The sequence below is a fragment of the Aurantiacibacter sp. MUD11 genome (genome assembly GCF_026967575.1).
In the GTDB taxonomy this organism is placed as follows: domain Bacteria; phylum Pseudomonadota; class Alphaproteobacteria; order Sphingomonadales; family Sphingomonadaceae; genus Alteraurantiacibacter.
Window position 1 is genome coordinate 1,756,507 of sequence record NZ_CP114054.1, and the last position, 14,494, is coordinate 1,771,000.

Sequence of the window (14,494 nt, forward strand, 5' to 3'; positions counted from 1 at the left end):
AATGCTGAAACTCGAAGACTGCATCTGTCGAAGCGACGATATCGTTTCGCGCGACGTCGGCGGCGAAACCGTTCTACTGGATCTCGAAGCCGGAACCTATTTTGGCCTCAATCACGTTGGAGGTCGGCTATGGCAATTGCTCGAAGGTGGCAGCCGATCCCTGAAACAGCTTTGCGACGAACTGGAACGAGAATTTGAAGTCGACCGCTCGGTCCTGGAGGCCGATGTCGTCGCACTGGCAAACGAATTGCAGGAAAACGGCTTAGCCAAGATCGAGCAGCAATAGGTAGCTCTCAGGAGCGCAGCAGCCTCACTCCGCTTTCGAAGGCATATCGCAGGTACAATAAGGGCAACGGCCAGTTGCTGGCGCGCGGGAAGCGCTTCCGCAAGTGTCGCGGCTTCGGCATCAGCATCTTGGCGACGAATTCGCCCTTCGCTTTCAGACCACGCGAAGCCATCAGGTCGGCCTTCTTTCGTGCAATCATTTGGTCAGCCTCCAGGTATCGCATCACCTGAGTGTCGGTCGGGGCAGCCCGAAGTTCGGAGAGGATGCCTTCATCGATAGGCGTCCCAAGTGCCGAACGTGCATGCTCGAAAGCCTCTAGCAAGGCAGACGCCGCACCCGTTTCGAGAGCCGTCCGCAGCAGCCGCTCCCATTCTGCCTGTTCCATCGCCTCCGCCAGCAAGTCGGCATCATAGGCCCAGATCAATCTCCTCGCACCGACAATCCTATCTCCATTCAGAAAGACGCCAAAATCCGAATGCCACTTCAGGTTGAAGGCCAATTGCATTAAGCTGTCTGGGTAGGACAGAGATCGAATACCGTCTCCTAGACGTTCCAGGGGGCGAGTGTTCGCAAGGGCTTCCTCTAGCGGAAAGGCCTTCTGAAGGACCGGCGAATCGTTGACCTGCCAGTGAAGGTCGATCTCGGTCTTCAGACTGCCTGGCGATGCGGCAATCCAGGCCTCCTGGAACATCTTTCCGTGGATCGGATCTGCCAGCTCGAAGCCAATGTCCGACAAGACCTTCCTAGCCTCGGAAAGGTCGTCTCTGCGAACCAGGAGGTCGGTATCGCCGCGCGTTCGAGAGGCAGGATTGTCGTAGAGGGAATAGGCGAGTGCCGTTCCCTTCATGACGACCGTTTCAATGCCAGCTGCGACCAGCGCCTCCAGCAACCGCACAATGGGCTGCATATGGGCCGCTTCCCAGAATTCGCGACCCATGGCCGACTGACGCAACATTCCCGCAAATGGCTCAGGCCAATCTGGTCGCTCCGCCGTACTAGTGACCAGCAGATGGGCAATCCCGTGGTAGTCGATGCGCTCGGCCATTTGTTGGGGCGATGACGCTGCAATGGGCAGAAGGAGGGTAGCGCCTGCCAGTTCCCCCCTCAGCAGAGCAGCCAGCCCCTCATCAATTGCATCGAAGTCTGCCATCTCCAACCTTGTGCCCTTGGGACTGGGGGCTGACAATATCGCTCGCCCTCGTTCAGGCCGATAGGCGAGAGGCTTGCCGCGCCTCAGGCGCTCGCAACTCCATGCGCGTGGGCCACGGCCTTCGCAATGCGCATTGCGGCCTTGCCGTCACCATAGGGGTTATGCGCCTTTGCCATCGCCTCATAGGCTGCGGCATCGTCGAGGAGGCGGCTGGCTTCGCGGAAGATCAGCTCCCTGTCGGTTGCGACCAGCATTGCCGTTCCGGCTTCGATGCCTTCGGGGCGCTCGGTCGTGTCGCGCATAACCAGAACCGGCTTTCCGAAGCTGGGACCTTCTTCCTGCACGCCGCCGCTGTCGGTCAGGAGCAAGTCGGACATTGCCATCAGGCGAACGAAATGCGGATAGTCGAGCGGCTCGAGCAGTGCGACGTTGTCGCGACCACCAAGTTCAGCCTCCATCACCGGTCGGACGTTGGGATTGGGATGGACAGGGAAGACCACAGCGACGTCTTCGCGCCTCGCCAGGTCAGCAACGGCTCCTGCGATATTGCGCATGCCTTCCCCAAAGTTCTCGCGGCGGTGTGCCGTCACGCCGATGATCCGCTTGCCGGCAAAACGGGTCGCAACGTCGTCGAGGCCAGACGCAAGCTCTGGCCGCGCCGCCACCTTGTCGCGCGTCGAAAAGAGGGCATCGATCACGGTGTTGCCGGTGACGTGGATGGCGTCTTCGGGAACGTTCTCGGCTCGCAGTGCCGCCGCAGCTCCTTCGGTTGGCGCAAAGTGGAGGTCGGCAACCGCACCTGCGACCCTGCGGTTCACCTCCTCAGGCCATGGCGAATAGATGTTGCCGCTTCGAAGGCCAGCCTCGACATGGCCGACGGGGATCTTTCTGAAATAGCTGCTTAGCGTCACCATCATGGTCGTCAGCGTATCGCCATGCACCAGAACGCGATCTGGCTTGCAGGCATCAAGCGCACCTCCGAATTCCGTCAGGATACGCGCCGACAAAGCATCGAGCGACTGGTTTGGCCGCATCAGGTCAAGGTCGATGTCGGGCACGATGTCGCCGATCTCCAGAACCTGGTCGAGGATCTGGCGATGCTGCGCCGTTACCGCTACGCGCACGTCCATGCCGCCATGGTCTCGAAGCGCATGGACGACGGGAAACATCTTGATCGCCTCCGGACGCGTTCCGAAGCAGACCAGGATGCTGGGAGAGGCGACGCCCCTACCGCTCATTGGGCCCACATGCCGCGGGTATCGTAGACAATCTTGTTGGCGCTGAGGTAGCGCGGCGCAGAGCGAAAGGCGTCGTGATCGACAAGGACGGCAACGAGTTCGGCCTTTGCCATAGCCTCCTCGTAGGTCGTCAGCTGAGCGCCATGGTCTGCCATGTCACCTGGAAGTTCATCGGTATATGGCTCGACCACCAATACCCTGTCGCCGTATTTCCGGGCGATCCGATCAGCGATTTCGAGCGCAGGGCTTTCACGAAAGTCATCGATATTGGGTTTGAAGGCAAGGCCCAGCAGAGCGATGCTGGCGTCGGGATTGCCGTCGAGCATTGCCGTCAGGCGATTGACGACGTGATCAGGCTTTGCGTCGTTCACTTCGCGCGCGGTACGGATGAGGCGGGCATGTTCAGGGGCGCTGGACACCAGGAACCAGGGATCGACGGCGATGCAGTGACCACCGACGCCGGGGCCTGGTTGAAGGACGTTGACGCGTGGGTGGCGGTTGGCGAGCCTTACGACTTCCCAGACGTCGATGCCCATGTGCTCAGCCAAGAGTGACAATTCGTTGGCGAAGGCGATGTTGACGTCGCGGAAGCTGTTTTCGGTGAGCTTGACCATCTCAGCGACATCGGAGGTGGTGTTGATGCAGTCACCACGAACGAAGCGGCGGTAGAACTTCTGAGCCTGGAGCGCGCAGCTCTCTGTGAGGCCGCCAATAATGCGATCGTTGGCAACCAGCTCTTCGATGATGCGGCCAGGCAGAACACGCTCTGGACAATAGGCGATATGGACGTCTGGTGCCTGATCTTCGCAGAAGCCTGGAACGGCTAGGTCGGGACGCATCTCTGCGATCACGCTGGCCATCTGCTTCGTCGTCCCGACGGGCGAAGTGGATTCCAGGATCACGATCCCGCCTGTAGGAAGGACCGGCGCGATCAGGCGCGCGGCATCCAGCACCATCGAGATGTCGGGCGCCTTGTTGTCGCCCAGAGGCGTCGGCACTGCGATGAGATAGACATCAGCGACCGGAGCTTCGGTGGAAGCCGTCAGGACGCCGTCGGCTACGACATTCCTGACGAGGGCATCGAGGTCGGTTTCCTGGATATGAACCTTGCCGGCGTTTACGACGTCGACGATCCTCTGAGAAATATCGACGCCGCGAACTGAAAGGCCGGCGCGGGCAATGATGGCAGCTGTCGGAAGGCCAATGTAGCCGAGACCGATCATGGCGACATCGAAGCGTTCGACCTGTGCGTCGCTCGCCTCTGTGTGGCCTTTGGTATTCTTCAGCTGCGACTGATTGATGTACATGGATTATTCCAATGCGCAGCCCCTTCAGGGGCATAGGTTGCCTAATTCTGCATCAACCATAGGCAGACAATCGTTTAAGAAGCGTTCTTTGGTAGGTAGCTTGAAGAAGGGGATGACGGCCCCGAGGCAGTCAATCTGCAGTTGACCGGAATGGCTAATGTTGCAATGCGGGATGTTCTTGCAGTACGGCCGAAAACAGGGAGGCAAATCCTTGAACCGCAGAGGCATAATCCTGGCTGGCGGCTCCGGCACGAGGCTCTATCCGCTGACCAGAGGCGTCTCGAAACAGCTGATGCCTGTCTTCGACAAGCCGATGATTTATTACCCACTCAGTACCCTGATGCTGGCTGGTATCCGTGAAATCCTGATCATCACCACGCCCGAAGACCAGGAACAGTTCCGGCGCGTCCTTGGCGACGGTTCCGACTTCGGGATCGAACTCAGCTACGCCGTCCAGCCAAGCCCCGAAGGCCTGGCACAGGCCTTCCACATCGGCGCCGATTTCGTGGCCGGGCATCCCAGTGCCCTCGTTCTTGGCGACAACATCTTCTACGGCCACGGCCTTCCTGAACTGCTTGGCAACGCCAATGAACGCGAGGCCGGCGCCAGCGTCTTCGCCTACCGCGTCAACAATCCCGAAGCCTATGGCGTCGTCGCCTTCGACGAGAACGGCAAGGCATCCTCCATTGAGGAGAAGCCAACCAATCCCAGGTCCAACTACGCCGTCACCGGCCTCTACTTCTACGACGAGACGGTGGTCGAACGGGCGCGCGACCTGAAGCCTTCGCCTAGGGGGGAACTTGAGATCACCGATCTCAACCGCCTCTACATGAACGATGGCCATCTCTCGGTGGAGATCATGGGTCGCGGCTATGCATGGCTCGATACCGGCACCCACGGATCGCTCCTCGATGCAGCCAGCTATGTCCGCATTACCGAGGAAAGGCAGGGCATGAAGATCTGCTGCCCGGAAGAGATTGCATGGCGCCAGGGCTTCATCGACGATGCAAGGCTGGAAGCCATCGCAGCGCCGCTCAAGAAGTCGGGCTACGGCGAATACCTGATTTCACTTCTGCGCGAGGGTAGCCGTTAATGCAGGTCAAACGCTGCGACATTGATGGCCTCCTGATCATCGAACCGCAGGTCTTCGGCGATGAACGCGGCTTCTTCATGGAAAGCTGGAACGCGGCGAAATTCGCAGACGCCGGCCTCGACATCGCCTTCTTGCAGGATAACCATTCTCGCTCTCAGAAGGGCGTTTTGCGCGGCATGCATTTCCAGAACCCGGGGCCGCAGGGCAAGTTGGTGCGGGTCGTATCGGGCGCGGTCTATGATGTGGCGGTGGACCTGCGCCGCTCTTCGCCAACCTTCGGCAAGTGGTTCGGCGTCGAACTATCTGCTGACAACAAGCGAATGTTCTGGGTTCCGCAAGGCTTCGCCCACGGCTTCCTGACGCTCGAGGACGACACCGACTTCCTCTATAAATGCGACGCCCCCTATGCTCCGCAATTCGAACACTCTCTGGCATGGGACGACCCAAAGGTTGGCATCGAATGGCCGACCGACGGCCTGACAGTGCAGCTTTCTGACAAGGATCGTGAAGGCCTTCCCCTCGACAAGGTGGAGGCCTTCGCATGAAGGTGCTTGTAACCGGTGCCAAGGGACAGCTCGGCAGAGCTCTACAAGCCTGCTCGCCAGTCGAAGCCAAGATCCATGCCATCGACATTGACGAATGCGACCTGACCGATGCCGCGGCGATCAAGGAACTTGTGGCCGAGGTCACTCCCGAAGTCGTCATCAATGCCGCCGCCTACACCGCCGTCGATAATGCCGAAAAGGACGAGGCAAAGGCTTACGCCATCAATGCAGGTGCGGTTGCTGCTTTGGCCGAAGCCCACGCCGGCAAGCTGGTCCATGTGTCTACCGACTTTGTCTTCGATGGCACATCCAGCCGCGCCTATCGACCCGGCGATGAACGCAATCCCTTGTCGGCCTACGGCCGAACCAAGGCTGCTGGCGAGGATTACCAACGCGAGGGCGATATCCTCGTCCGCACGTCCTGGGTCTATACCGCCGGCGGCGCCAATTTCGTTCGCACCATGCTGAGGCTGATGGCGGAGAAGCCCGCTCTCAATGTCGTTGCCGACCAGATCGGCGCGCCGACCTGGGCGCCGAGACTGGCCGCCACCATCTGGGGGCTGATCGGCAAGGATGCGAGCGGCACCTTCCACCACAGCGATGCAGGCGTCGCCAGCTGGTACGATTTTGCCGTCGCCATCCAGGAAGAGGCTCTGGAACTTGGCCTGCTCAACGCGGCGATCCCGATCACCCCTATCCCAACCAGCGCCTACCCAACGCCCGCCAGGCGCCCGGCCTTCTCGCTGCTCGATTGCAGCGCCACGCGCGAACTGCTGGACGACGGCTACACCCATTGGCGCACCAACCTGCGCCTGATGCTCGAAGAGGAAGCGAGACTTGGCTAACCTTCTCGTCACCGGCGGCGCCGGCTTTATCGGCGGCAATTTCGTCCACTATTGGGCCGAAAGGCACCCGGACGATGCCGTGATCGTTCTCGACTGCCTAACCTATGCCGGCAATCGGTCGACAATCGCAGGCGTCGAGCAGGCTGATCTGGTAGTTGGCGACATTCGCGATACCGACCTGGTCGAGAAATTGCTCCGCGACCGCGACATCGCAACGATCGTTCATTTCGCTGCCGAGAGCCACGTAGACCGCTCGATCAGTGGTCCGGACGCCTTCATCGACACCAATATCCTCGGCACCAATTCGCTGCTGAAAGCCGCGCGCGCCGTCTGGCTGGATAAAGGCAGCGGCAAGCAACACCGCTTCCACCATATCTCGACAGACGAGGTCTACGGCTCGCTCGGACCTGACGATCCCGCCTTCACCGAAACGACACCATACCAACCGAACTCTCCATATTCGGCCTCCAAGGCCTCGTCCGATCACCTGGTCCGTGCCTATCACCACACCTTCGGGCTGGAGGTGACGACCACCAATTGCTCTAACAATTATGGTCCCTACCAGTATCCCGAGAAGCTTATCCCACTGTTCCTGCTGAACGCGTTACACGGCCGCAGCCTGCCGATCTACGGCGACGGCATGAACGTGCGCGACTGGCTGCACGTTGAGGATCATTGCCGCGGTATCGAGGCCTGTCTCGACGATGGGCGACCGGGCGAAACCTACAACATCGGCGGTGGTGCGGAATTGCCCAACATGGCCGTGATAGACCGCATCTGCGCCTCGGTAGACAAAGCAATGGAAGAGATCGACGGACTGGCCCAACGCTATCCCGATGCTCCTGCCGCCAAAGGACAGCCGACCGACAGCCTCAAGACCTTCGTGACGGACCGCGCGGGGCACGACCGCCGCTACGCCATCGACGAAACCAAGGCGCGCAACGAGCTGAATTATGCGCCTCATCACACGTTCGAAGACGGCATGGCGCAAACGCTACGCTGGTATCTAGACCATGAAGAGTGGTGGCGTCGACTTACACCTTGGGCGCAAACAAGCCATTGATGATCATAAGCACTCTTGGTTGAATCGCTGGCTGATAATTTGTGCAGGCACCCCAGCGACAATGGAGCCGGACGGCACATGCCCCTTTACGACGGCTCCCGCTGCGACGATACAACCATCTCCGATGATGGTTCCCGGAAGAATGATCGCACGCGTGGCTAGCCAGACATCGTTGCCGATCACTACGTCTGCTTCCCGCATCGGCTGGTCGGATATTGGGCACCCAGACCTGTAGTCATATGTCGCAGCGGTAATCATTACTTCCGGTCCCATCAGAACATCGTGACCGATAGATATTTTCCCATCTCTGGGACCGGCCCACAAGTGACAACGCGAGCCGATGCGCGCTCTATCGCCAATCTTAATCCGCTGGTGATTGGAGAATGAAGCGTCAGGACTAATTGCTGGCTCGCTACCAAGAGCGAGTTCTCGCATGGGCACCACATGCGTATAATTGTAGTAATTGATGATCTTTAGTAAATGTAACCACGCCCGCAGATCAAGAGCACTCTTAATTAAGCGAAAAATCTTCGCGCGTCGCGTCGGGCGAAACTTGTGTGCGAGACGTTGTTGAGCCTGGGAATTTGCGCAATCGTCATCCATCACAGGATAGCGCCTTTTGCGCGTTTTTCTGGGTAACTACGAGCATTGTGACTACGTTTGCTCCACATCTGATAACTGAAATTGAAAGCAAGCCCAATGCTGCCCCCATGATTCCCATTGATGGTATCAGTAATGCGATCAACAAAAGGCCTGCCAGATTCGCCGCGATCTCATGGCGAAGAACAAAGGCTTCTCTATGCATCATGACTAGAGCCATACCGGATAATCCAAACGCGATTTCGACCGTAAACGCCACGATCATGATGCGTAACGCGCCAGAACCTTCGATAAAACTTGGATCGAAGAAAAAGAGAATTTCTTCTGCGAAGCCCATACCAATGATCCAAAGCGGTATTGCCAAGCCTACCCCGTTCAAACCCGCGATCAGAACTTTTCTGATGAGGTCCTTCATATCATTTTCAGCCGCAGCGCGAGCCAAGTGAGGAGCCGCCATGGTGCCGAAAGCTGAACTGATAGTCTGCAGTACAAGACATAACTGGAACGCCGTACGGAATATGCCCGCGGTTGCCACGTCAAGCAGCGCGGCTACCAAAGCGAGACTCCCCCAAGTGCCGAGTGATGTAGCAGTCTGCAAAGCAGCGATCCGCCAACCCTCCCAAATCCTAACCGTCGCCTCTCCATTTTTCTTTGCGCGCTTGAGCATCCGATGAACCAACAGTCTGTTAATGATAAGAACAATGACGACGCTAGAAACGTAGGCGATCGCTGGAAGCTGCAGCACGACGTTATCGCTAATATACAAGGCAGTGACAATAATTAGACAAGTGAGCGTGGAGTACGCAAAGCCCTCGAGAAATTGAGATTGCACCACACGCCCCGCCGCTCGCAACAAAGCGTTTCCGAGCTTCAAGATGGGAGCAAGCACAGCAATGATTGCAAAGATTAGAAGAAAAACTGCTGCATCCCTCTCGCGAAATACGTAGTGGCTGATTGCGTGTGAAGCGCCAATCAGCAGTAACGCCAGCGGCAGACCGACTGCGATGATATACCTTTCGCAGCGCTGAAAAGTCGCCTTCAGGTCATCCCACAGGCCGTCCTTCAGAAGGGCTCCCATCTTCCGGATGAGGACAAAGTCCATACCTAGCGAAGCAATTGTGCCAAAGAACAAGGCAGTCGACAGTCCGATATGGTAAAGGCCCACCCCCGTTGGGCCGAATGTTCTGGCGATAAGCCAAGTCAGGGCAAAGCTGGCGATAGCCCCAAGGCCGCGCAAAAGGAGCCCAACAAACAGGTCAAAATGAAATTTGCCGGCCATATTCCCTGGAAATTTCGGCCCCACTCAAATGCGGACGATTGCTCTAAAGGTGCCCTGAGCCACCTCTATAAATACGTCAATGCTTTCATTTTGCGCTGCGCGATGAAAGCGGGTCGTGCCACTCCTTCATGGCAGAGCAGGCACCCCAAGCGCGCTTCGCGCTAAGGACAGGCAAAATTGCTATCCGCCACTCCGAAGTCGTCGAGACCCTGCCAATTCTCCAATACTAGTAAACTAACCCGCGTCGGTGGCGTGAGGAGTTTTTGATTCCCAATCGACTGATCGTGCCACCGGCTGAAATCGCTAAATAGAAAGTCGCATTTCTATCAGGCAGGTATTATAATACCAATCTCCAAAATATTTCGAATCCAAGCTTCTTCGCTCATTTCGTCCGGGCGTCTGGATTTGAATCGAAGAGCTCTTAAAGCAGTCTGGCACTGCACTGATACGCTCCTCGCACGACGGGCTCGTTTTCTAGCGAGAAGGAATGGTTTCGCTCAGCGCCACTCCGCATCGCGGTAGATGTCTAGAAATACTAAAATTTGTGGAAGTTTTCCTCGCATCGGAGGCTGACTCAGCTAATGTCGCAGCGGCTGTGAAGATGTCGAGATTATGGGGTTAAGAATGAGTAACATCGACATATTGCTCGCGACGTATCAGAGCGCGAGATATCTGCCGTCCTTGCTCGATTCTCTCGTAACCCAGACATATACCGATTTTCGGCTACTCGTAAGCGACGATTGTTCGACCGACGAAACGGTCAATATTCTGCGTCATTACAGAAATCGTTTTTCGAATATGCAACTTGTTGAGCGGACATCATCAAGTGGGTCTGCCAAAGCCAATTTTTCATTCTTGTTGGATCGTAGTGACGCTGATTACATTCTGTTTTGCGATGCAGACGACATTTGGGATCCTGACAAAGTTGAGGTCACAGTTAATGTGTTGCAGCAATGTGAGGAGGAGGCTGGGGCCGACATTCCCCATTATGTATTTGGAGACGCTAGGGTTATTGATGGGGCTGACACCCTCAGCCATGCAAGTTTCTGGCAGTACAAACGAATGCGCCCCTCAAAAAGCAATGCCTTGACCCAAGATATCCTTTGCCCTCCGATGCTCGGTTGCAATTCCGGAATAAATCGCGCTCTAAAGTTGGCAGCAACACCGGTTCCACTTGACCAAGTCACCGGCCATGATTGGTGGCTCTATCTCGTGGCAAAGGCGGTTGGCAAAATCGAAACAATTGACCGCGCACTGATGTCCTACAGAATTCACGGCACCAATAGTTCCCAACAGCGGCGCGTAAGCTTGCTGGATTATGGCAAAGAGCCGGGAAAATTGGCGCGCGTCAGGCGGGGAATGTGTCTCAGGCAGAAGCAGGCGGGAGCGTTATTGGAGCACTGCCGCGAACACTTGGATGAGAAAACAGCTCGGAAATTGCAGGGCTTCGCGAACTTGGACCGCAATGGCTTTTTTTTGCGAAGGTCCTTTCTCCTTAGAAATGGTTTCATTTATCCAGATTTCCCACGAAACTTAGCAATGATGCTTGCCACGTGACAAAGAGCCCAACAGCCCAGGTCGGCACCCCAGTCGTCTCGATCATGATCGTCGCGTACCAAGCGCTGGATGTTATCAGCAATTGCCTCACATCCATTGCGACATCGAGGACTTCGGCGGCTTACGAGGTCTTAATGATTGACAATGGAACCGACGGGACAACCGACTACGTGAGGAACGAATTCCCCGACGTTCAAATCATTCCTTCGCGCGGCAACATCGGCTTCGGAGCCGGAAACAACGCGATAGCGGAACACGCCAACGGAACATATTTGCTTTTGCTTAATCCGGATACTGTCGTCCAACCGGATGCGATCGATGAATTACTCGACTTCGCAGCAAAACACGACGAGGCGATAGCTTGGGGAGGAGTGATTAATTCACCTGATGGCGCACCGGACGTAAGCAATTTCTTACGCCTGCCGTCACTGACTCAATTAATATACGCCGCTCTGGGCGTGGAACGCTTGTACTCAAGGATGCATCACGATTTGAGTAATGATCCAATAATACAAAGGGAAGTATTATGTGGTGCATTTTTCTTGATTAAATCGACTGAATATAGGCGGATCGGTGGTTTTGACGAAAGCTTTTTCTTGTATAGCGAAGAAATGGATTTTTTTGCTCGCATCGCAAAAGAAGGTGGCACGGTGCTCGCGACGCCTAATAGCAAAATCATCCACTTAATTGGAACTTCAGGAACAATGAGTGAGGAGCGGGCCCTTTATAAGGCGCAAGGCATGATGCATTTTGCGCACAAGCATTGGTCGAAACCCAAGATATTCCTAGCGGCCTTCCTTATCTGGCTCGCGGCCTTCGAACGCGCCATCATCGGTCTTACGCAGATTGATCGCTCCAGCCGTGTGGCTCAAATGGGAAGAGTATCCTGGGCGCTCTGCTGGCAGCCGGGCGCTTGGATGAGAGGGTACTCTATCAGAAGCCAAAAGGGCATCGATTAAAATGAGCCAAACAGTTCATATACTTCTCACCCGGTTCAACGTCGCCACGCAAGGCCGAGAGGCACCCATCCGTAACGCCCCGGGTTGGCTCCAGCGGCGTTTTGATTTGTTTGAACGCTATTGTCTGCCCAGCTTAGAAGCCCAGACTACCAAGAACTTTTCGTGGCTTATATACTTCGATAGCAAGACGCCCGATCAATTTCGAGAAAGGATCGAGCGCGATAGGCAAATTTTTGATTTCGAACCTAGGTTTGTAAGTTTGTTCAGCGTTGCAGATGTCGTCAATGATCTTAGGCAACTTCTCGCAAAAGATGTCGATTTGCTCCTTACAACTCGGCTCGACAACGACGATGCGGTGTCTCGAGATTTCATTGAACGGATCCATCGCGCCGGCGCAGAAGCTGCCGACGGTACAGTTCTTAACTTCACAAACGGATTAGCTATGCGGAGCGGGGCAATCTACTCAGCACGCGATCAAAGCAACCCATTTACGACCCTTGTAGAACGAGAGCCGACTGCGCCTAAGACGATCTGGTCAGCGCAACATCATCAGCTCAGTTGCAAATGGAATATTGTTCAGGTCGATGCGCCACCTACTTGGCTGCAGGTGATCCATGGTGAAAATGTCACCAATCGAGTCAAGGGAAGGATGCTTTCTCCACAAGTGCTACATCAGCGTTTTTCGATCGCACCTGATATAGAAATATTGGCCGATCACAACCTACGCGTCATGATCGACAACTTCGTACTTTATCCTTTTCGCACAATTAGGGAGAGGGTCTTCCTTCTACTCAAGGCTACGCTAAAGATAATACGCGGTCGCACCTAACTGCACGACCGAGGCGCCCTAACTAGTCAAATCAAGCTTCAACGCCCGCCTTTCGTCGCCGAGCCAAGAGTACGCTGAGTGACACCGCTATTCCTGAGAGGATATTGAACCACGCTTGTGTGTTGTTCCAAAGCGCAACAGAAAATCCCAGAATTGAAAAGAATAGAAGGCTGATTGCAACGCCTCTTGCGAGCGATTGTTCGCGCGGATCGAGCGCCGAACTTTGGAGAAAGAGCACAATTGAGACCCCGACCGGGATGGTGAGCCGCAGGATGGCTTCCGGCAGACCGTATCGTATGGCGATCATCAGCCAGTAATTGTCGATGCTACTTGGCATCCATGCTGCTCGATCCCAATCGGCGAAACCGATTCCGAACCAGGGATGAGCTCTTACATTGAGGATGCCATAATCCCAGATCAACGTACGATAGTAAGCGGTCCACGGATCAAGGGCTGTCAGAGTCATGATTACCTGTATAGAACCTCTATTACTTGCAAACTCAAGAGCAAGAAAAGATATCGCGATAAAGGTAATGAGAAGACGCCACGATAATTGTGGATATTTTCTTGATATCCAATTGTATAGAAGGGCGCCCGTTGAAGCAGAGAGCATAATCAAGGCCGCCGAGCTTAATGTTGCCATTGCCGACAGTGCCGCAGCGATCCCTATCCACATGGGCCAACCGCGCAATCGAGAAAGGGCATATAGTGAAAGAAGGCTTGCGAGGTGCAGGCCCGCCAATATCGGGTGAGGAAACATCCCCGTTCCGCGAGTGAGCCCAAAGCGCGGCGATGAGATTGCCAAATCGCCCTCTGCGGCTTGACCGAAGATCTGCACCGCAAGAGGTTGGACTAGGTAGCGGCCAGCTAGCATTTCAAACGTGACCGTGGCTGCCGCAACGAAAAAGCCAGGCGCGACCAAAATCAGAAATCGGCGGACGTCGTCGCTGGTCTGAACACAGTAGCGCGCTAGAAAGTAACTGATCGAGACGTCGAGTGCGGAAGACCCACCATTTTGCAGTGCCCGATCAATACCCTCAGTATCTGCAAGAGCCACAAAGATATATAGTGCCGCTAACACCACTACGCCGTCAAAGGCACTGAACTTACGGCCCGATTTGACCCAGCCGAAGAGAACCAATGGGATGACTGCTATCAGCCCGATCCTGTAGAAGGGCAAAACAAAACCAGCTGGCGAGAGCGCGACCTGCGGCGGCAAAAGTGTCAGATATGTAATGAGCACCAAAGGCAGCACAGCATATGCACTGCGCCCCCCACTTGGCATCGCCTGTCGCATGCCGGTTTGGAAGCGGCTTTGTCGGGAATTTGTCGGAAGATTTAATTGGCTAGCCATTTAGGTCCTATCGGCCCACCAATTATCTATTTCACCGGGCCTCACCGGCAGAGTATGCCGAGGCGATAGGAGGTTGGTGCAGGTCGGATAGACGCAGTTACGAAAAAGGCACGCCGCCAATGTTTTGATTGAAGACCTCCAGGTGACCGGTTCCGTTCCCACCGGTGGAGGACATGTTGAGTTCCACGTTACCTTTCTAGTCAGCGCATAGTTCGCCGCCGCGAGGCAGCCATCATGCCAGCGAGAACCAAGTCTCGACTTGGGGAATTGCCTTTTCCCCAGGGGGTGGATCGCATCTACTCCGTTGACGATTAGCAGCTTAACAATCGGCAAGCCTATTACCGCTTTGAAGACTACGGCAAAGCATGGAGCTATTCGGGCGCACGAGT

Annotated in this window: 14 protein-coding genes; 8 read left to right on the forward strand and 6 right to left on the reverse strand. The window is 55.8% G+C overall.

The features are described from left to right. The first annotated feature begins 1 nt into the window (after window position 1). A complete protein-coding gene (locus OZN62_RS08730; protein WP_269099223.1) occupies window positions 2-286 on the forward strand; it encodes a PqqD family protein in 285 nt (94 codons plus the stop codon). 7 nt (window positions 287-293) lie between these two features. Here OZN62_RS08730 and OZN62_RS08735 read toward each other — a convergent pair whose 3' ends face one another. From OZN62_RS08735 to wecC, 3 genes are all read right to left on the reverse strand, one after another. Then, on the reverse strand, window positions 294-1,436 hold the full coding sequence (locus OZN62_RS08735) for a nucleotidyltransferase family protein (protein ID WP_269099224.1): 1,143 nt from the start codon (window positions 1,434-1,436) through the stop codon (window positions 294-296). A gap of 83 nt (window positions 1,437-1,519) precedes the next feature. Continuing rightward, the gene (wecB, locus tag OZN62_RS08740; protein ID WP_269099225.1) at window positions 1,520-2,674 is read right to left on the reverse strand and encodes a non-hydrolyzing UDP-N-acetylglucosamine 2-epimerase; all 1,155 of its coding nucleotides are present in this window, start codon (window positions 2,672-2,674) and stop codon (window positions 1,520-1,522) included. Then, the gene (gene wecC, locus OZN62_RS08745) at window positions 2,671-3,897 is read right to left on the reverse strand and encodes a UDP-N-acetyl-D-mannosamine dehydrogenase (RefSeq protein WP_269102137.1); all 1,227 of its coding nucleotides are present in this window, start codon (window positions 3,895-3,897) and stop codon (window positions 2,671-2,673) included. The genes wecB and wecC overlap by 4 nt, the downstream gene beginning before the upstream one ends. 256 nt (window positions 3,898-4,153) lie before the next feature. On the opposite strand from wecC, the gene rfbA reads away from it, so the two are divergent. From rfbA to rfbB, 4 genes are read left to right on the forward strand one after another with little or no spacing between them, the layout of a single operon-like run. Continuing rightward, complete coding sequence (gene rfbA, locus OZN62_RS08750) at window positions 4,154-5,074, forward strand: glucose-1-phosphate thymidylyltransferase RfbA (RefSeq protein WP_269099226.1); 921 nt, start codon at window positions 4,154-4,156, stop codon at window positions 5,072-5,074. Beyond that, window positions 5,074-5,619, forward strand: coding sequence for a dTDP-4-dehydrorhamnose 3,5-epimerase (rfbC, locus tag OZN62_RS08755; protein ID WP_269099227.1), 546 nt, complete (start codon window positions 5,074-5,076; stop codon window positions 5,617-5,619). Before rfbA ends, rfbC begins: the two co-directional genes overlap by 1 nt. Further along, entirely contained in the window at window positions 5,616-6,464 is an 849-nt protein-coding gene (rfbD, locus tag OZN62_RS08760) for a dTDP-4-dehydrorhamnose reductase (protein WP_269099228.1), read from the forward strand. The genes rfbC and rfbD overlap by 4 nt, the downstream gene beginning before the upstream one ends. After that, entirely contained in the window at window positions 6,457-7,527 is a 1,071-nt protein-coding gene (rfbB, locus tag OZN62_RS08765) for a dTDP-glucose 4,6-dehydratase (RefSeq protein WP_269099229.1), read from the forward strand. Before rfbD ends, rfbB begins: the two co-directional genes overlap by 8 nt. A gap of 3 nt (window positions 7,528-7,530) precedes the next feature. Here rfbB and OZN62_RS08770 read toward each other — a convergent pair whose 3' ends face one another. Together OZN62_RS08770 and OZN62_RS08775 are read right to left on the reverse strand one after the other, a co-directional pair. Beyond that, window positions 7,531-8,130 carry an acyltransferase gene (locus OZN62_RS08770; RefSeq protein WP_269102138.1) on the reverse strand — a complete coding sequence of 200 codons (600 nt, stop codon included), beginning with the start codon at window positions 8,128-8,130 and terminating at the stop codon, window positions 7,531-7,533. Beyond that, complete coding sequence (locus tag OZN62_RS08775) at window positions 8,123-9,406, reverse strand: lipopolysaccharide biosynthesis protein (protein WP_269099230.1); 1,284 nt, start codon at window positions 9,404-9,406, stop codon at window positions 8,123-8,125. Before OZN62_RS08775 ends, OZN62_RS08770 begins: the two co-directional genes overlap by 8 nt. A gap of 624 nt (window positions 9,407-10,030) precedes the next feature. Between OZN62_RS08775 and OZN62_RS08780 the strand changes: the two genes are divergently transcribed. Genes OZN62_RS08780 through OZN62_RS08790 form a run of 3 tightly spaced genes read left to right on the forward strand, consistent with a single transcriptional unit; the run spans window position 10,031 to window position 12,751 of the window. Continuing rightward, window positions 10,031-10,963, forward strand: coding sequence for a glycosyltransferase (locus tag OZN62_RS08780; protein ID WP_269099231.1), 933 nt, complete (start codon window positions 10,031-10,033; stop codon window positions 10,961-10,963). Continuing rightward, entirely contained in the window at window positions 10,960-11,922 is a 963-nt protein-coding gene (locus OZN62_RS08785; RefSeq protein ID WP_269099232.1) for a glycosyltransferase family 2 protein, read from the forward strand. The genes OZN62_RS08780 and OZN62_RS08785 overlap by 4 nt, the downstream gene beginning before the upstream one ends. 1 nt (window position 11,923) lies before the next feature. After that, window positions 11,924-12,751, forward strand: coding sequence for a glycosyltransferase (locus OZN62_RS08790; protein WP_269099233.1), 828 nt, complete (start codon window positions 11,924-11,926; stop codon window positions 12,749-12,751). Window positions 12,752-12,782: 31 nt separating this feature from the next. Here OZN62_RS08790 and OZN62_RS08795 read toward each other — a convergent pair whose 3' ends face one another. Further along, window positions 12,783-14,105 carry an O-antigen ligase family protein gene (locus tag OZN62_RS08795; RefSeq protein ID WP_269099234.1) on the reverse strand — a complete coding sequence of 441 codons (1,323 nt, stop codon included), beginning with the start codon at window positions 14,103-14,105 and terminating at the stop codon, window positions 12,783-12,785. Window positions 14,106-14,494 lie beyond the last annotated feature (389 nt).

Coding starts and splice junctions, on each gene's coding strand:
- OZN62_RS08730 (WP_269099223.1), top strand. CDS start 2: ATGCTGAAACTCGAAGACTGCATCTGTCGAAGCGACGATATCGTTTCG.
- OZN62_RS08735 (WP_269099224.1), bottom strand. CDS start 1,436: ATGGCAGACTTCGATGCAATTGATGAGGGGCTGGCTGCTCTGCTGAGG.
- wecB (WP_269099225.1), bottom strand. CDS start 2,674: ATGAGCGGTAGGGGCGTCGCCTCTCCCAGCATCCTGGTCTGCTTCGGA.
- wecC (WP_269102137.1), bottom strand. CDS start 3,897: ATGATCGGTCTCGGCTACATTGGCCTTCCGACAGCTGCCATCATTGCC.
- rfbA (WP_269099226.1), top strand. CDS start 4,154: ATGTTCTTGCAGTACGGCCGAAAACAGGGAGGCAAATCCTTGAACCGC.
- rfbC (WP_269099227.1), top strand. CDS start 5,074: ATGCAGGTCAAACGCTGCGACATTGATGGCCTCCTGATCATCGAACCG.
- rfbD (WP_269099228.1), top strand. CDS start 5,616: ATGAAGGTGCTTGTAACCGGTGCCAAGGGACAGCTCGGCAGAGCTCTA.
- OZN62_RS08770 (WP_269102138.1), bottom strand. CDS start 8,130: ATGGATGACGATTGCGCAAATTCCCAGGCTCAACAACGTCTCGCACAC.
- OZN62_RS08775 (WP_269099230.1), bottom strand. CDS start 9,406: ATGGCCGGCAAATTTCATTTTGACCTGTTTGTTGGGCTCCTTTTGCGC.
- OZN62_RS08780 (WP_269099231.1), top strand. CDS start 10,031: ATGAGTAACATCGACATATTGCTCGCGACGTATCAGAGCGCGAGATAT.
- OZN62_RS08790 (WP_269099233.1), top strand. CDS start 11,924: ATGAGCCAAACAGTTCATATACTTCTCACCCGGTTCAACGTCGCCACG.
- OZN62_RS08795 (WP_269099234.1), bottom strand. CDS start 14,105: ATGGCTAGCCAATTAAATCTTCCGACAAATTCCCGACAAAGCCGCTTC.